Annotated in this window: 15 protein-coding genes and 1 riboswitch; of the genes, 6 read left to right on the forward strand and 9 right to left on the reverse strand. The window is 72.6% G+C overall.

The genetic code is table 11. The features are described 5' to 3' along the window. Positions 1–10: 10 nt before the first annotated feature. Both ACT3UF_RS08940 and ACT3UF_RS08945 read right to left on the reverse strand, forming a co-directional pair. Entirely contained in the window at positions 11–490 is a 480-nt protein-coding gene (locus tag ACT3UF_RS08940; RefSeq protein WP_441443996.1) for a SufE family protein, read from the reverse strand. Beyond that, positions 487–1401 (reverse strand): sulfurtransferase, encoded by a 915-nt coding sequence (locus tag ACT3UF_RS08945; RefSeq protein WP_441443997.1) that lies wholly within the window; start codon positions 1399–1401, stop codon positions 487–489. The genes ACT3UF_RS08940 and ACT3UF_RS08945 overlap by 4 nt, the downstream gene beginning before the upstream one ends. A gap of 214 nt (positions 1402–1615) precedes the next feature. On the opposite strand from ACT3UF_RS08945, the gene ACT3UF_RS08950 reads away from it, so the two are divergent. Together ACT3UF_RS08950 and ACT3UF_RS08955 are read left to right on the forward strand one after the other, a co-directional pair. Then, on the forward strand, positions 1616–2038 hold the full coding sequence (locus ACT3UF_RS08950; RefSeq protein WP_441443998.1) for a VOC family protein: 423 nt from the start codon (positions 1616–1618) through the stop codon (positions 2036–2038). A 259-nt stretch (positions 2039–2297) separates the two neighbouring features. Further along, complete coding sequence (locus ACT3UF_RS08955) at positions 2298–3644, forward strand: alkaline phosphatase family protein (RefSeq protein ID WP_441443999.1); 1347 nt, start codon at positions 2298–2300, stop codon at positions 3642–3644. A 36-nt stretch (positions 3645–3680) separates the two neighbouring features. Here ACT3UF_RS08955 and ACT3UF_RS08960 read toward each other — a convergent pair whose 3' ends face one another. The 3 genes from ACT3UF_RS08960 to rlmC all read right to left on the reverse strand — a co-directional run bounded on the left by ACT3UF_RS08960 (position 3681) and on the right by rlmC (position 6709). Continuing rightward, a complete protein-coding gene (locus tag ACT3UF_RS08960) occupies positions 3681–4784 on the reverse strand; it encodes an asparaginase (RefSeq protein ID WP_441444000.1) in 1104 nt (367 codons plus the stop codon). Then, positions 4781–5479 (reverse strand): SRPBCC domain-containing protein, encoded by a 699-nt coding sequence (locus tag ACT3UF_RS08965; RefSeq protein WP_441444001.1) that lies wholly within the window; start codon positions 5477–5479, stop codon positions 4781–4783. Before ACT3UF_RS08965 ends, ACT3UF_RS08960 begins: the two co-directional genes overlap by 4 nt. A gap of 63 nt (positions 5480–5542) precedes the next feature. Further along, entirely contained in the window at positions 5543–6709 is a 1167-nt protein-coding gene (rlmC, locus tag ACT3UF_RS08970) for a 23S rRNA (uracil(747)-C(5))-methyltransferase RlmC (RefSeq protein WP_444599118.1), read from the reverse strand. A gap of 83 nt (positions 6710–6792) precedes the next feature. Then, positions 6793–6909, forward strand: a riboswitch (SAM riboswitch). A gap of 29 nt (positions 6910–6938) precedes the next feature. On the opposite strand from rlmC, the gene ACT3UF_RS08975 reads away from it, so the two are divergent. Beyond that, positions 6939–8030 carry a hypothetical protein gene (locus ACT3UF_RS08975; protein WP_444608276.1) on the forward strand — a complete coding sequence of 364 codons (1092 nt, stop codon included), beginning with the start codon at positions 6939–6941 and terminating at the stop codon, positions 8028–8030. Positions 8031–8141: 111 nt separating this feature from the next. On the opposite strand, the gene ACT3UF_RS08980 is transcribed toward ACT3UF_RS08975, so the two are convergent. Next, the gene (locus ACT3UF_RS08980) at positions 8142–8609 is read right to left on the reverse strand and encodes a DUF3817 domain-containing protein (RefSeq protein WP_441444004.1); all 468 of its coding nucleotides are present in this window, start codon (positions 8607–8609) and stop codon (positions 8142–8144) included. A 119-nt stretch (positions 8610–8728) separates the two neighbouring features. On the opposite strand from ACT3UF_RS08980, the gene ACT3UF_RS08985 reads away from it, so the two are divergent. Next, positions 8729–9376 carry a GOLPH3/VPS74 family protein gene (locus tag ACT3UF_RS08985; RefSeq protein WP_444608277.1) on the forward strand — a complete coding sequence of 216 codons (648 nt, stop codon included), beginning with the start codon at positions 8729–8731 and terminating at the stop codon, positions 9374–9376. A 6-nt stretch (positions 9377–9382) separates the two neighbouring features. Here the strand turns inward: ACT3UF_RS08985 and hrpB are convergent, their stop codons facing one another. Beyond that, positions 9383–12034, reverse strand: coding sequence for an ATP-dependent helicase HrpB (gene hrpB, locus ACT3UF_RS08990; protein WP_444608278.1), 2652 nt, complete (start codon positions 12032–12034; stop codon positions 9383–9385). 156 nt (positions 12035–12190) lie between these two features. On the opposite strand from hrpB, the gene ACT3UF_RS08995 reads away from it, so the two are divergent. Further along, positions 12191–14746: a lamin tail domain-containing protein gene (locus tag ACT3UF_RS08995; protein ID WP_444608279.1), complete on the forward strand. Its 2556-nt coding sequence runs from the start codon at positions 12191–12193 to the stop codon at positions 14744–14746. Between the two features lie 36 nt (positions 14747–14782). On the opposite strand, the gene ACT3UF_RS09000 is transcribed toward ACT3UF_RS08995, so the two are convergent. Further along, positions 14783–15316, reverse strand: a complete 534-nt coding sequence (locus ACT3UF_RS09000; RefSeq protein ID WP_444608280.1) for a hypothetical protein — start codon at positions 15314–15316, stop codon at positions 14783–14785. A gap of 73 nt (positions 15317–15389) precedes the next feature. On the opposite strand from ACT3UF_RS09000, the gene ACT3UF_RS09005 reads away from it, so the two are divergent. Next, positions 15390–16193 (forward strand): hypothetical protein, encoded by an 804-nt coding sequence (locus ACT3UF_RS09005; protein ID WP_444599115.1) that lies wholly within the window; start codon positions 15390–15392, stop codon positions 16191–16193. Positions 16194–16200: 7 nt separating this feature from the next. Here ACT3UF_RS09005 and ACT3UF_RS09010 read toward each other — a convergent pair whose 3' ends face one another. Further along, entirely contained in the window at positions 16201–16857 is a 657-nt protein-coding gene (locus tag ACT3UF_RS09010; RefSeq protein WP_441444010.1) for a MerR family transcriptional regulator, read from the reverse strand. Positions 16858–16918 lie beyond the last annotated feature (61 nt).

Consider the following 16918-nt stretch of genomic DNA (forward strand, 5'->3'; position numbering starts at 1 on the left):
CCTCGTCAGGTCAGAGGCCGGCCTTCACCGTGAGCTGGCGCTTGATCCGGGCGAGCATCCCGGCCATGCCGTTCAGCCGGAGCGGGCTGACCACCTCGGCCAGGCCCAGCGCGCCGGTGACCGTCTCCGGGGTGTCGAGCACCTCGCCGACGCTGCGGCCGTCCAGCGCCTCCGCGAGGATCGCTGCGAAGCCGCGGGTGGTCGGCGCTTCCGGCGGGGCGGAGAAGAACAGGCGCGCGGTCGCCTCGCGGCCCGTGCCCTCCACCTCGGTGATCAGGAAGATCGGTGACTGGCACTCCGGGACCGGCTCGAGCAGCTCGGGATGCTCGGCGTAGCGCTCCGGCAGGGCGGGCAGGCCGTGGGAGAACTCCAGCAGCAGCTGCAGCCGATCCCGCCCGGTCAGGGCGTGGAAGTCGTCGGCGATCTCCGCGAACGACTCGGGGAGACCTGCGCCGGACGCAGTGTCGGAGGTGGACGTGCCGTCGGTCATCGCGCGGGGACCTCGCCCGGCTCGGTGCCCTGCGCGATCGGCAGGCGCACGCCGTTGCCCCACTCGGTCCAGGAGCCGTCGTAGTTGCGCACGTTCTCGAAGCCCAGCAGGTAGGTGAGCACGAACCAGCTGTGCGCCGAGCGCTCTCCGATGCGGCAGTACACGATCGTGGGAGTTGAGGTCTCGAAACCGAGCTCTCCCTGGTAGATCGCCTCGAGCTCGGCGCGCGGCTTGAAGCGGCCATCCTCGGCGGCGGCGCGGGCCCACGGCACGGAGCGCGCGGTGGGGATGTGCCCGCCGCGCACGGTGCCCTCCTGCGGGTAGTCCGGCATGTGGGTGCGCTCGCCGGAGTACTCCTGGGGGGAGCGCACATCGATCAGCGGCCCGCCGAGGAAGTCCAGGACGTCCTCGCGGTAGGCGCGGATCGGGGCGTCCTCGCGCTCGATGACGGGGTAGCCGCTGGTGGGGGCGGGCTTGCCGTCCTCCGAGGTGGTCAGCTCTCGACCCTCGGCCTGCCAGGCCGCACGGCCGCCGTCGAGCAGGCGCACGTCCGCATGGCCGAACAGCTCGAAGACCCACAGGGCGTAGGCGGCCCACCAGTTGGACTTGTCGCCGTAGACCACCACGGTGGTGTCGCGGGTGATGCCGGAGGCGTCCATGAGCTTCGCGAAGCCCTCGCCGCCCACGTAGTCGCGGGTGACCGGGTCGTTGAGATCCAGGTGCCAGTCGATCTTCACCGCGCCAGGGATATGGCCGGTCTCGTAGAGCAGCACATCCTCATCGGACTCGACGACCACGAGCCCATCAGGGCGCCCGGCGGCGAGCTGGTCGGCGAGCCACTGCGTGGTCACCAGCTTCTCGGGGTGGGTGTACTCCTGCAGGGCAGGCGTGGGATCAACAGGAACGGTCATCAGTTCACCTTTCGACGGTCGATGGCGCGCGACATGTACCCCCAGTCTGTCACCGGAGCGCGGCCAATGGCGCACCGAGCCCTTCGCCCTCGGCGGACAGCCCTCGCCTCGCCCCCTTCGCTCGCGGCGGAGAGTCCATGCCGCATCTCCCTGCGCTCGGAGCGGGCAGCCCGCACCCCTTCCCATGCGCCCGTCCGGCTCCTACGGTGGGCGCATGGAGAACCCGGATCAGGAACCCGTCATCCCCCTGCTCGATGTCACCGTTCTGGACTGCCCCGACGCGCTGCAGCTCGCGACCTTCTACGCGAAGCTCATGGGCTGGCGCGTGGAGGAGGGCAGCGACTCCGACTGGGCCGAGCTGTTGCCGCCGACCGGCCGGATCTCGGCCGACGAGCCAGGCGGGCAGGCCACCCTCGCCTTCCAGCGCATCGACGACTACCAGCGCCCGACCTGGCCGGGTGGGGAGCATCCCCAGCAGTTCCACCTGGACTTCGCGGTCTCGGACATCGACGCCGCAGAACCGCGCGCACTGGCGCTCGGCGCTGTCGTCCACGATCATCAGCCCTCCGGATCGGGCGGCTTCCGGGTCTACCTCGACCCGGCGGGCCACCCGTTCTGCCTGTGCCGCTCCGTGTGAGTAGTTGCCTCCGGTGAGTGGCCGCCTCCGGTGAGTGGCCGCCTCCGGTGAGCGACCGCCCCCGGTGGGCGACCACTCCCGCGTGGGCCGGAGCCCTGACTCCGGGCCGTTCCACCTCCGGACGGGTGGAGCGGCCCGGGCGACGATGAACGGATCCGAGGGACCTGTTCCCGTCACGTTCACCGCGGCGTCCCCGGGGCGTGACCGGGTGCTCCTAGCGTGGGAGCGCTTCCACCCGCGCCGCCCCTGAGGAGTCCCCGTGAGCGATACCGTCCAGACCGCCCGTCCCGAGAGCCCCGCCCGCACCGCCCCCGATGGACGCCGCCGCCTGGTGGTGCTCTCAGTCGATGCGATGAGCGACGTCGACGTGCCCTTCGCCCGCACCCTGCCCAACTTCGCCCGCATCCTCGCCGGCGGTTGGGGCAGCGCCGAGGCGATCTACCCCACGGTGACTTACCCCAACCACACCGCGCAGACCACCGCCCGCACCGCCGACGGGCACGGCATCTACGCCAACGAGAAGGTCTCCCCGGGTGTCCGCGTGCCCGACTGGTTCTGGGACGCGCGCGACATCGCCAGCCCCACGATCTTCGACCTCGCGAAGGAGCAGGGTCTCACCACTGCGAGCGTGGGCTGGCCGGTCACCGGCTGGTCGCCCTCGATCGACATCGCGGTGCCGGAGATCTGGGACCGGGCCGGGCTCGAGCAGACCCTCGCCGTGCTGAGGGACGCCTCCACGCCCCGTGGGCGTGAGTACGTGGACCGCCACGCGGGCGAGATCAGCTGGGAGCGCAAGCAGGTCTTCGGCCGCTTCAACACCGCCGTCGCCACCGACATCCTCCGCACCGACCGCCCCGACGTGCTGTTCGTGCACCTGGTCGACGTGGACTCCGCACGCCACTCCACCGGCCGCTTCACCCCCGAGGTCAAGGAGGCATTCGAGCGCGTCGACGGCTGGATCGGCGAGATCCTCGACGCCCTCGAGGACGCAGGCATCGCGGAGGAGACCAACGTCGCGATCGTCTCCGATCACGGGCACGTCGAGGTGGGCCGCTGCTTCCGCGGCAACAACCTGCTGGTCGAGCGCGGTTTCGTGCGACTCGACGAGTCCGGGGACGTCAGCAGCTGGGACGCCTGGGTGCACGGCTGCGGGCTCACCGGCCAGCTGTATCTGAACCCTGAGGCCGACGAGACCACGCTCGAGAAGGTGCTCGCCCTGGTCGAGGACTGGGTCGAGGATCCCGAGATCCCCGTCGCGGCCTTCCACCCGCTGGCGGACATGACCGAGGACTACGGCTACGCGGGCCCCTTCCTCGGCGTGCTCGAGGGCACCAGCGGCACGAATTTCCAGAACCTGTGGGAGGGCCGCTCGCTGTACGGCCGCTTCGACGAGGACTACACCTTCCTCATCTCCCAGCACGGTCACCTGCCCGAGCAGGACATCCAGGCCGTGTTCGCGATGGCCGGCCCCGACATCGCCGAGGGCGTGCGCTTCCACCGCTGCACCGTCCCCGACGAGGCGGCGACCTTCGCCCATCTGCTGGGCCTGGAGTTCCCCGAGGCCGACGGCGCCGTGCTCGGCGAGATCCTGCGGGCCCGAGTCTGAGGGCTCAGCTCGCGCAGGCGCCGCGAGTCTGAGGATTCAGCTGGCGTAGGCCTGGAAGGACTCGCGGATCCGGTCCGGGCCGGCATCGTCGGCGAGGAGGACCTGCAGGAGGAGACGGGCCTGCGCCGGGGGCAGGAACCCTGTCATCAGCGCACCTGCCTCCAGCAGGTCCACCTCGCTGCCCGGGTAGGCGTAGTGGTGGGTGGAGGTGCCGCCCGCGGCGATGCGGGTCGCGACAGCCACGGGCGTGCCCGCCTCGAGCAGGCGGCGCAGGCGCGGCATCGCGGCGGGGGAGACGTGCCCCATCCCGACCCCGGCGATCACGAGCCCTTCCGTGGCGTGCGGCGGGAGGTGATCCAGCAGGGTGAAGTCTTCGTCCAGGCCCGCGGTCAGGATCGGGACCTCGGGGAACCGGTCCGGGGGCACGCTGTTCTCCCGGATGACCCGAGCGGCGCGGTCGAAGGGCCGGTGCAGCAGATGGAGGTCGCCCTCGTCGACCATCGCGAACGGCCCTGACGGGGCGGAGGCGAAGGCGGAGACGGAGCGGGAGGACGCCTTGGTGACCTGGTCCGCGAGGTGCACGTGGCCGTCGAACACCACCAGCACCCCCTGATCCCGGGCCGAGGGGGCTGTCGCTGCGCGCACCGCGTCGCGCAGATTCGCCGGGCCGTCAGCCCCCGGAACGCTCGCCGGCCGCATCGCGCCCGTGACCACGAGCGGTGCCGGGCGGTCCCAGTACCGGTTCAGCACGAAGGCCGTCTCCTCGAGGGTGTCGGTGCCGTGGGTGAGCACCACCCCGGCGGCGCCCTCGTCCACCGCGCGCCGGGCATGCTCGAGCACCTCGCGCAGATGCCGCGGGCGCACATCGGAGGAGGAGATGTTCGCGATCGCCAGAGCGGTCAGGTCGATACCGTCCACGAGCGTCCCGCGCAGGCGCTGACCGGCGGCCTCGTCCGGGACGGCATGCCCGCCGTCGGCCCCCTGGGTCATGAAGATGGTGCCGCCGAGGGTCAGCAGGGTGACGGCAGCTGTTTCCTGCGCCGTCGGCGCTGCCGGTGCTGCGTAACCGTCCTGCGCTGCCGCCACCGGTGCTGACGACCCGTCCGGTGCTGCCTGCGAGGGGTCCGACGTGCTGGTCACGACAGTTCCGGCTCCTCGCCCAGGTAGAAGGCAGCGGTGCGCACCGACGCCTTGCGGGCAGGCTTCTTGTCCGCCCCCGTGGCGGCGTGCGCCTCGAACCAGGCCTCCGCGGTCGAGCGGGTGAACGTCTCGCCCTCCTCAGAGCCGGCAAAGTCCCCGAGCTGGGGGATCAGGTCCACCGACGGGTCCTGCAGATGGAGCGCGAGCGCATAGAGCGCCGCATCCCAGCCGAGCCCGGTGGCTGCGGGGCCGAAGGTCTTCCAGTGGGCGTCATCCGGGACGGTGTGGCGCAGGGTGAAGCGGGATCCGGCGGGGGCTGCCTGGACTCCCTCCTCATCGGCACCTGCTGCTGGTGCTGCCTCTGCTGCGCCTGATGCGTCGACCGGGGCGACCAGCAGCTCCAGCTGACTGGTGCTCTTGCCGACGTCCCAGCTCAGCAGCAGGCGAGAGGGCTCTTCGACGGCGAGCACGGCGCCGCGGGTCTCCATATCGGGCAGCTCGTAGCGGCCGCCCTCGGTCACCTCGCCGCTCGCCCGGCCGAACCACACCTCGAGGTGCGAGCCGATGGTGAGGGCGGACCACAGCTCCTCGGGGTGCACCGGGAAGGTCTGCTCGAGCGTGACGGTGTTGCCGTCCGTGGAGAGGGTGACGGTGCGGGTGACGTCGGTCAGCTGGCTGGTGGGCGTGGCGGTCATGGAGCTCCTTCGAAGGCGATGTACAGGGCCCACTGTGTCAGGTCAGGTGGAGCCGGGTGGGTGTCAGGCCGGATCGGTGCGGCGCAGCCGCACGATGACCTCGGCGTGCTCGGTGTGCGGGAACATGTCCACGAAGCGGCCGGCGGTGATGCGCAGCGAGGGCATGGCGGCGAGGTCGGTGGCGAGGGTCGCCGGGTTGCAGCTGGAGTAGAGGACGTCGCGCACTCCGGATTCTTCGAGCCAGGTGGCCAGGCGAGATCCGAGTCCGCGCCGTGGCGGGTTCACGATCACGATCTCGGGCGGGCCCTCGGCACCGGCGGCTGTCTCGATCGCCCAGCTGGTGGCATCCGCGGCGAGGAAGCTCGCCGCGATGCGCTGGGCGGCGGCGGCCTCGCGGGCTCCCTCGATGGCCTGCGCGGAGACCTCCACCCCGGTGACACGGGTGGAGGGGGCGGCCAGTGCCGCGTGCAGCGCGAAGCCCCCCAGTCCGCAGTAGAGGTCCCAGAGCCGCGGAGATCCTTCGTGCGCGACGGCGATCTCCGCGACCCACTCCGCCGCCTGGCGGTACAGCGCCCCGGCGACCTCGGTGTGGGTCTGCAGGAAGGACTGCGGGCGTGCGAACAGGGTGACGTCCCCGGTGCGTACGGCGATCGATGCGGCACCGGCCAGTGGGATCTCCCGCTCGCCCTCGACCGCGGTGGTGTGGTCCGGATGGATGTTCGCCGAGACCGCGATCACGGAGGGGTGGGCTTCGAGCAGCCGGGGCAGATGCTCGCGGATCCGCTCGAGCGCCTGCTCGCTGCGCAGCACCAGCCGCAGCACATGCTCGCCGTCGGGCGAGGCGGTCACCAGCACGTTCTTGATCTCGCCGCGGCGACGGGCGACGTCATACGGAGGCACCTGTGCCCGCCGGATCAGCGCCTTGGCCCCCTCGAGCACCTCCTCGACCCCGTCCGGATAGAGCGGGCAGTCGCTGAGATCGACCCCCAGGGCCTGACCGGGCAGGGTGAGCCGAGGCTCCTGGGCGGTGCCGGCCACGGCCATCTTCCCGCGTGCCCGGAATCCGGCGTCGGCGCCGAGCAGCGGAGCGCCCCAGGTGGTGCCGGGGGACAGGAAGCGTGCGAGCAGCTGCTCGACGCGGTCACGGCCCTCGGCGATCTGGCGGGGGCGGGGGAGGTCCAGGAGGGTGCAGGACCTGCACTCACCGGACTCGAAATGATGGCACCGCACCCCAGGAGTCTACGAGGGATGAGGCAGCGGCAGGCGCCGGTGGGGGCTTCGACTGTCGGACCCCTCCGCTACCGTCGCAGAAGGGTCATGAGACGCGGCTGCACTTCTTCGACAGAGGCCGCGCGGCAACCGGAACCGAACTCGGTGCCCGTCGAGGAAGACCCGGCCGGAGAGCAGCCGCTCGTCCGGTCAGGCGGCCCGTGAGGGCCCACGTCGGAAGGCAGAAGACATGACCCCGGACCACGACCCTCTGGACAGCGACCCCCTCGCCGCGACCTGGCGCGACCAGCTGATCGAGCTGGATTTGCCGGGCGTCGGCCCGATCACCGCGAGCGCGGACCCGCAGCTGCTCCTCGACGTGCAGCTCTCCGCGGGCGGGAACGAGTTCACAGGTGAGGACGAGCAGGACCTCGAGGGAGGCGCCGACGAGGGCGAGGAGGAGCTCGTCTATCGTCGGCGCCGTCCCACCACCCCGCCCGCACCGCAGATCGTGCGGTCCACGCTGCGGGATCGGCGACCGCTCGAGCTCGCGCATTCCTGGCTGGTGGTGCCGGCGCTGGGGCCGGTGCTGCCCACCCTCAGTCCGGAGGGCATGATCGTGGCCGATCTCAGCGGCGGCCAGGCGCCGTTCGAGGTGCGCACGCAGCCGCCCGAGCAGCTCGCCCGACCCAGCCGGGAAGGGGCTCGGGCAGGTGCCCCGGCCGGGGGCAAGACCAATGCCGTCCGTCCGCCCGCGCTGAGCTGGTACCGCCGGCCCGCCGTGGCCGCCGCGCTGCGCCGCCGTGGCGGGCCGGTGGCCCTCGGAGCGCTGGTCGGGACCCAGCGAGACTGGTTCGAACCGGCCGCCGCCGCCCGCGAGGACCTGTTCGCCTCCCACCCGGATCAGGCGCTCGAGAGCGCCCTGCTGATCGCTGTCGAGCAGGGGCAGGGGGCGGTGCTGCGGATCGGGCCGGGCGGACTGGACGTGATTCCCACCGGTGCCGACCCTCGGGTCCCGGAGCTCGAGGGCCTGGACCTGCTGGTCACGGCCCGGCCTGCGCAGTGCCCGCTGCAGGGGCAGGACGGAGCAGGGCCCTGCCGGCCCCATGGCGGGCCCTGGATCCGGGCCGCGCATGCGGCACAGGTGGATTGGGAGGCACGGCGCTCCCAGGCGCTCTCCGTGCAGGGATGCGGGGTGTGCTTCGGAGAGGCTCTGCCGCCGGAGCCCGATCAGCCGCCGGTCCCGCGGCTCTCCCACCGCACCCCGGTGGTTCAGATCAGCCGCCTCCACCTGCGCGGCGGCGAGGTGGTGCGCATCGATCCGATCGTGCCTCCTCGCTGAGGCGGGCTCGCGGTGATCTGCTCAGCAGGACGCCTGCCCTGCGCTGCTCAGCAGCGCTTCACCTCTCAGCAGCGCTGGGCAGGTTGAACGAGCGCTGGGCAGGCTGATCGTTCAGGCGAACCACTCGGTGGGCGGGCCCAGGGAGAGCAGCACCGAGAACACGATCGCGACGCCGACGACGGCGATCAGCACTGCCGGGACCGGGTGGCGCAGCGCGAGGGAGACCAGGCGCTCCGGTGCCGTGCGGCCCCGCTCCTCGCGCAGCCGCCAGGTGTCGCTGAGCAGGCCGCGTCGCATCGCCGAGCGCTCGAAGGGCACCGTGAGGTAGGGGACGATCGCCGATCCGATGCCCAGCAGCAGATCCTTCAGCCGCCACTTCTGGTCGATCGCGACCAGCACCGTCACCACCCCGTAGGAGAGGAAGGTGAAGCCGTGCAGCCCGCCGCCGATGCGCACCAGCAGCTCGGTGGACTCCAGCACGTACTTCACGAACATGCCGGCCAGCAGCAGGGTCCAGGTGATCATCTCGGCGAAGGCGAGCACCCGGTAGAGGCGGGAGGGAGTCGAGAACAGGCGCATGGGGTCGATGGTGCCAGCTGGTGCTCGGGATCCGCTGGATGCGAGGCCCGACGAAAGGCGGACCCGCTGGTGGACGATCTGGGGTGACACGGCCGCGTGCCGAGCGTCACAGTAGGGGGATGACGACGCACACCATCCCCGGAGAACTCTTCCTGCTGCTGACCAACGACGCGGGCCGCCAGGACTCGACCGCCTACCGGAAGCAGGCGCTCGCCGCCGCCGCGGTGGCGGAGCTGGCGCTGCGCGAGAAGCTCGCGCTCAGCGAGGAGCGAGCGCCGAAGATCCAGGTGCGCGACACTGCGCCGACGGGCCTCCCGGTGCTGGATCAGGCACTCGGCGCGCTCGCCGAGCTCGACGGGAAGAAGGTCACCCACGTGATCTCCCACCGCACCATGGACCTCACCGAGGTGATCGGAGAGGGGTTCACCGCCGTGGGTGCGGTGCAGCGCAAGGACGGCTGGTTCACCACCAGCTGGCCGACCCACGACGACACCCTCGAGACGGCCCTGCGCGCCCGCCTCGCCGCCGCGGTTGCCGATCCCGGGACGGCGAGCCTGCAGGACGGCATCCTGCTCGAGCTGCTGCGCGCCCTCGGCATCGCCCACCGCATTCTCAAGACTGACCTGCCGGACCTCTCCCGCCGCGAGCTCGACCAGCGGATCAAGGCGCTGGACATCAACCACCCGGCGGCAAAGGCCGTCAAGAAGATCATGGAAGACATGACCGCCGTGTTGATGGTGACCACCACTGCGAGCATCGCGACCTGATCTCGTTCAGCGCCCCGCAGCGCGCTTCGTCCGTGCGGTCGCGGGTGCGGTCCACGGATCCTCCGGCCAGGGGTGGCGGGGATAGCGGCCGCGCATCTCCTTGCGCACCTCGCGGTAGGGCCCGTCCCAGAAGGAGCGCAGGTCGTCGGTGATCGCGAGCGGCCGACGGGCCGGGGAGAGCAGGTGGAACAGCACCGGCACCCGCCCCCGCACCAGGCGCGGCGTCTCGGCCAGGCCGAACAGCTCCTGCAGTTTGACCGCCACCACCGGGCGGCCGTCCTCGGCATCCGGCGCGGGATAGTCGATGCGAGCCGTGTTCCCCGACGGCACCGCGAGCCGCTCCGGGACCAGCTCGGCGAGCTCGGACGCCTCCGGCCAGGGCAGCAGCAGGCGCAGCCCGCCGGTGACATCGATGCCGGAGACCTTCGTGGTGCGGGCCGAGAGCTGCGGGGCGAGCCAGGTCTCCAGCCTCTCCAGCAGGGAGGCCTCGTCCATCGCGGGCCAGGGCTCGCCGAGCTCGCGATGCACGAGCCCGAGCCGCGCACGCAGCGCCGAAGCCGACTCGTTCATCGCCAGCCCCGCGAGGCCCCGGGTGCGCACCTCGGTGAGCACCGCGGGCACCGTGTCCGCGGCGGTCGCGGTCACCGGGGTCGAGGTCAGCTCGATCGCCCCGAGCAGGCGTCGCTGCCGGGCCCGCACCGTCCCGCCCTCGAGGCGGGCGGTGCGCTCGGAGACCAACAGCTCGGAACCGGCGAGGAAGGCGTCCTCCTCGCTCAGCGGTGCGGCGGCGCGGATCACCGCGCCGGTGCCGTCGGCCGCGCGGCCCTCCGCCCGCTGCACCTCCCAGACGGCGATCCAGTCCCGGCCCAGCAGTCCGCTGGTCTCGGGCAGCGCGGCCCGGGTGCCGGAGGCCAGCAGATAGGAGCGGGAGCCCTCGCCGGTGCGATGGGCGATCCGCTCGGGCCGTGCCAGGGCGAGGACGGCCCCCGCCTGGTGCGCGGCATCGGTCGCGGTGAGGAGCGGGGCTGCGGCGCTGCGGCGTCCCTGTGCAGTGTCGCGCCGTCCCTCGGCGGAGCCTCGAGATCGTTCTGAGGAGCTCCGGGATCCGTCGGCGGAGCCCTGGGCGATGCGGGTGAGGCGGTCGCGTTCGCGGCGCCAGCGCTCGACGCCCGGGGCACGGCCGGCGCGCAGGTCCGCGAGCAGACGCGGGAGGTCCGCTCCCGTCGGCCGATGGTCGTCGGAGACGGCCGCGACGACCTCCGCGGCGGTGCGGACCGCTTCCCTGCCCGGCAGGCGCTGTGCCCCGTCGACCAGTGCACGGGCTTCCCGCACCCCGACGGGCAGCCGGGCCACGCGGGTCCCGGAGGGCGTGGGCCTGCCCTCGTCATCGACCAGACCGAGGGCATACAGGGTCGCCTCTGCGGCGGCGATCTCCCCGGCCGGTGGCGGGGTCAGCAGCGGCAGGCCCTCCCCGCGGGGTGTTCCCCAGCAGGCCAGCGACAGCGCCGCATCGGTGAGATCCGCTGAGGCGATCTCTGGCGGGGACTGCGCCGGCATCCCGGCCAGGTCGGACTGCGCGAAGACCCGCACCGCCGCGCCCGGGCCCTGACGGGCGGCACGGCCCGCGCGCTGCTCGGCTGCGGCGCGCGAGGCGCTGACGGTGACCAGGCCCGACATGTCTCGGCCGCGGTCCCGCCGCACCTCCCGGGAGAGCCCGGCATCGACCACCAGATGCACCCCCGGCACGGTCAGCGAGCTCTCCGCGAGCGCGGTCGAGACCACGATGCGTGGCAGCTCACCGGGACGCCGACCACCGGTGGCACGGTCCTGCTGCGCGGCCGGGAGCCGGCCGTGCAGGGCGAGAACCTCCACCTCGTCCCCCACCAGGCCCTGCAGGCGGGCGACCACCTCGTCGACCTCCCGCGCACCGGGCACGAAGACCAGTGCATCGGTGCCGTGCTCCCGCTGTGCGCGGGCCGTGGTGCGGGCGAGATGGTCCAGGTACTCCCGTGTGATGCCACGGGCGTCGAGCCGCGGGGCAGGGGAGGGGGCATAGGAAACCGTGAGCGGATGCAGAGCGCTGGGGACCTCGACGATCGCCGCACCGTCCAGCACCCCCGCCACCGCCGCGGCATCGAGCGTCGCGGACATCGCCCCGACCAGCAGGTCCTCGCGCAGATAGCGGGCCTCGGCGAGCATCCCCAGCAGCAGGTCCGTGTCCAGGGAGCGTTCGTGGACCTCATCGAGCAGCACCGCCGCGACCCCGGGCAGCTCCGGCTCCGCGAGCAGGCGCCTCAGCAGCACCCCCGGGGTGAGCATCTCCAGCCGCGTCCCGGCGCCCACCTCCCGCTGCCCACGCACCGTGAACCCCACCGGCCCGCCGAGCGTGGAGCCGTCGAGCTGGGCGATACGGCGCGCGGCCGCGCGGACTGCGACCCGGCGCGGCTGGGTGACCAGGGTCAGTCCCTCGGAGAGGTTTGCGACCAGCGGCGGCACCAGCGTGGTCTTGCCGGTGCCGGGCGGGGCGGTGACGACCATCGCGCCGCTGCGGGCCGCCGCCTCGAGCTCGCCCCGTGCGGCGGCGACCGGCAAGCCCGCACCGATGGCGTCGAGGTCGAAGCGGTGCGGGGCGGTCGGGACGGTCGGAGGGACGGGCATCCTCCCATCATGCCGCGCCGGCGGGCGGGGGTGCTCCTCGGCTCTGCTCTCGGGCTCGCCCGCCTGGCGTCATCTTCCGGACATGCGCGCCTCGGCCGCCGTTCATCGCGCGCTGGTGGGATGCGTGGGCCCCCTCGTGATGACCCAGGAGTCTCTGTGCGCCCCAGCCCTGCCCCCTCGCCGTCGGACGTCGCCGTCCGGCGTCCCGCGCTTCACCGTCTCGGTGCGCTGACCGGCGCTCTCGCGTTGTCCGCACCACTGGTCTCCGCCGTCGTGCTCGCGCCGTCGGCCCCCGCGTTCGCCGCCCCGGCCGACGTGCTGATCTCCGAGGTCGAGTCTGACGACCCCGACGGCGGCGAGGACTGGATCGAACTGGTGAACACCGGTGCCGGGCCGGTGGATCTCTCCGGCTGGTTCCTCAAGGACGACGACGATGCCCGCGACTGGACGATCCCCGCCGGCACCGTGATCGTCGCCGGCGAGCACCTGGTCCTCGACCATGCGGAGGCGGTCCCTGGCGGCTTCGACTTCGGGCTCGGCAAGGCCGACATCGCCCGGCTCTTCGCCGCCGACGGCACCACGCTGATCGATTCCTTCGCCTGGACCGAGCACGCTCCCACCAGCTACATCGTGATCGATGGCGAGGTCACCGCCTCCGCCGAGGTCACCAAGGGGTCGGCGAACTCCGGCCCGTACGTCCCGCCGCCGGCCGCCGCGGAGCACCCGGACGCCGAGGCGATCCGCGTGACCGAGGTCGTCTCCGAAGGGGATGACCGGGCCGAGATCATGAACGTCTCGGACCGCACGATCGACCTCTCCGCCTGGTACCTGCTGGACGAGAAGGACCGCCCCGCCGAGGACCCCGCCGTCGTGCCCGCTGGCACCGAGCTCGCCCCCGGTGAGCGCTACCTGTTCCAGGGGATGCCGTTCGGGCTCGGCAAGGGTGACCAGGCACGGATCTTCGCCCCGAACGGTGACCTGGTCGACGCCGCGAAGTGGCCGGAGGACACTCACGCCTTCCCGTCCTGGCAGCGCTGCGGCGGCGGCGAGGGCGAGTTCGGCATGAGCCACGTCCTGACCCCTGGGGCTCCGAACGCCTGCGGCGATGTGGTCATCAACGAGACGAACTCCAGCGGCGATGACTTCGTGGAGCTGAAGAATCTCGGCTCCGAGCCCGTGGACCTGAGCGGCCACCGGATCCTCGACTCCGACGACGAGCACGTCCACACGCTGCCCGCCGGCACCGTGCTCGCGCCGGGTGCGCTGCTGCTGATCGCCGGCGACGACCTCGGCTACGGACTCGGCGGCGAGGACCAGGTGCGCCTGCAGGACCCCGACGGCACGCTGCTCGGCCAGGTCTCCTGGACCGAGCACGTCACCGAGTCCAACGCCCTGTGCGGAGGCGAGCACGTCCCCTCCCGGGCCGCCACCCCGGGCGAGGAGAACGACTGCGGCACCGCCGAGCCCGTGGTCACCACGGCGCTGCCCACCGACGGGGACCTCACCGCCCTCGACGACGCGGGGGAGTGGGGCGAGGACCTCTCGGGTCTGGACCTGCAGACCCTCGAGGACGGCAGCACGGTGCTCTGGGGTGTCAACAACGATGCCGGCCAGATCTCGCGCCTGGTCCCGGCGCCTGACGGCACCTGGCAGCAGTCGGACGGCTGGCCCACCGGCGGCAAGCACACGCTCTTCGCCGATGGCACCGGAGAGCCCGACGGAGAGGGCGTCTCCGTGGGCGCTGACGGGCGGATCTACCTCTCCGTAGAGCGGGACAACGCCGCCAAGGGCACCTCCCGCAACACCGTGCTCGCCTATGACACGAACGCAGAGGGGGACGTGCTGACCGCAGTCTCCGAGTGGGACCTCACCTCCGTACTGCCGGCGACCTCCGCGAACGGTGGCCTCGAGGGTATCGAGATGGTGCCCGTGCACGCCTTCGCGCAGCTGGGCGCCGAGGTCCCGGACGCCGAGGCCTACGCCTTCGTGGTCCTCGAGGACACCGGCGACGTCTACGCCCTCGCCCTGCAGTCCGGGGGCGACGCCGTGCTGGTGGCGACCCTGCCCTCTCCGCTGCCCGGCCTGATGGCACTGGACTATGACGCCGCCTCGAACATCCTGTGGGCCTTCGCCGACGAGGCCCTCGACGGCGTCTCCGTGCAGTACCAGCTCGGTGGCGCTCCGGTGGTTGCCTCCGCGGTGTTCGCCCGCGCCGACGGCATGCCCGCCCAGTTCGCGAATGAGGGCGTAGCTCTTGAGCCGACCGAGGTCTGCACCGACGGCGTGCGCCGGGCCTGGTTCGCCGATGACGCCGATACCGACGGGTACGCGCTGCGCGGGATCGGTCTGCTGGATCCGGCATGCGAGCGTGCGGCTGAGGTGACGCCGGAGCCCGGTCCTGCCCCGGAACCAGGTGCGGGTGACGAGGAGGGCGACGAGGAGGCTGGCGAGGATGCTGATCCTGTGCCGGCGCCCACGCCGAGCGATGGCGGCGAACCTTCGGCAGCTTCCGGGGCTGAGGGTGGCCGTCCCGTAGCTGAGGCCCCTGGCGGTGCTCAGGTCTCCGTCAGCACCGATGACGAAGCGGGCTCCGAGGGGGCGCGCTCGGGAGTGCTGGCCCGGACCGGCGTGAGCGCGGCGGCGATCGCTGCGACGGCGCTGGCCCTCGTGGCTGGCGGATTCTGGCTGGTCCGTCGCGCCCGCCTGGCCTGAGCCCCGAGCGGAGGGTGCGCGGGGGCGCGGGGGCGCTCAGTTGATGAGGTCGAACTCGACCTGCTGGGTGTCCCCGCGGACGCTGGTGACGGAGATCGTCCACAGATCGATGGTCACGCTCTCCCCGAGGGTGACCGCCTCGACCTCCCGCGGGCTGCCCTCCCCGACGGTGGCCGTGAGCTGGGCGTCCTCGCCCTCGATGCCCACCACGTCGATGGCGAGCGTCTCCCCGGCCCGCTCCGGCAGCTCAGGCGTGGCCGTGCTCCCGACCTTCCCGAGGTAGGCGCCCTCACCCGAGCAGGCCTCCGGCGGGACGAAGCCCTCAGGCGCGGGAGTGACCGGATACGGCTCCAGGGGAACCTCGGCCGCAGTCTGTCCGCCGCCATCGGAGGCACCACCGCCATCGGAGGTGCCGCCGCCGTCGGAGGCTGCGGAGGTCGCGGAGGCGGGAAGCGGCCGCTCCGGTTCCGGCGCGCTCGCCCCGCAGCCGGCGGCGAGCAGTGTCACCGCGAACAGGGCCCCGGCGAGACGGGCGGCGGACGGACGGATGACGGTGGAGCGAGCAGGCACACGGATCCTCACGGAGGGCGACGTCGACGAGTGCAACGCTAGCGGACGGCTCCGGCATGCCACCATCTCAGGGGTGAGCACACCTCGACCGCGGCCGACCCCCAAGATCCTGCGTGGGATCAGCGATCCCGCGCGGCGAGTGCGGCCCGTGGACTGGAGCGCGAGCGGACGGCCCCCCGGGAGCGAGACGAACCCGGGGAGCGAGCAGGCAGCGGATCAGGGCGCAGATCGGGAACGGGCCACGGCCGGGGAACGAAGCCCGTCGGCCCAGCTGCCGCAGCGCCGTGCCCGCACCGTCGAGCTCCCGCGCCCGGTGCCGAGCGCGCCGCCGGGCGCCGTGCACACGCTGAGCGCCGAGGACCCGCGCCCCGTGCCGCGGCCGCTGCGGATCACCGACGCGGACATCCGCTCCGTCGGGGTGGCCGGGCTGCCCTCGGAGCAGATCGTGCAGACGGTCGCCGATCCGGAGGACGCCTGGACCGCGGACGCCGGCGCGAGCGACCACTTCCTCCGCGCGGAGCTGGTGGTGCAGGTGCGCCGGGCGGACAACGCCGTGATCGGCCTGTTCTCGACCCGCTATGCACTGTCCGTGCGGCCAGCGGAGTACGAACCCGCCCTGGACATCGCCGAGGCAGCGGCCGGACCGAGCACCCGGGGTGGGCAGGGGACCCGCCACCCCACCTCTCGGCGCGAGCTGCTGCGCCGGATGGAGGGCGCGGGGTTCGTGGTCACCCCGGGCTCCACGCACGGCCGGGTCACCCATCCGCAGCATCCCGGGCTGGTGCTGCCCTTCGCCTCGACACCCTCGGACCGCCGCTTCACCCGGCATGCGGTCGCGCAGATCCGGCGCGTCTTCGGGATCGACCTGCGGCACTGACGTCAGCTCAGCCTGAGCCTCGGGCACGCAGGATGCTGTACGACGTGTGCCCGAGGGCGCGCAGCAGCTGGATCATCCGGTCGAAGGCGATCGCGCCGGCGACCGCCCGCATCACCTGCACGTCGTCGCTGACCTCCGTGCCGGGCTGCCCGGACTGATCCCGGATCGAGGCGATGTCGGCCCGAGCGATCTCGGCCATCGGCTCGGCGTAGCGGCGCAGCGTCTCGAGATCCGTCGGCATCCCCCAGCTCTCGAGCGAGCGCAGGAGCGCATCCAGCGCCCACCGCGGTGCGGTATGTGCATCCGGCCAGCCCAGGTGCGAGAGCAGCGGGGTGATCGACGGGTGCTCCAGGTGGCCCTCCGCTGCGGTGTCCGGTTCCTCGACGGGCAGGCCCAGGACGATCAGCTGGGCCGCGCCGAGTGCGCTGAGCAGCGTCTGCTCGGGGTCGTCCAGGATCGCGGTGAGCTGTGCGATGCGGGTGATCGGGGCCCCTGCGACCTCCCGCAGGACCTGGATCAGCTCGAGGCGCTCGAGATGGGCGGGCCCGTAGTCCTGCCGGGTCGCGGTGAGCCGCTCCCCGGCGGGAAGCAGCCCCGCGCGCCGGTAGTACTTGATCGAGGCGGTGGAGACCCCACTGGCCTCGGACAGCTCTGCCAACAGCATCGCAGGACCTCCGGGTCTGTGCGTCGTGGCGACCGTGGATAGTGTGCCGACCAGCAACTAT

Source organism: Brachybacterium sp. AOP24-D1-21, assembly GCF_052378665.1.
In the GTDB taxonomy this organism is placed as follows: Bacteria; Actinomycetota; Actinomycetes; order Actinomycetales; family Dermabacteraceae; genus Brachybacterium.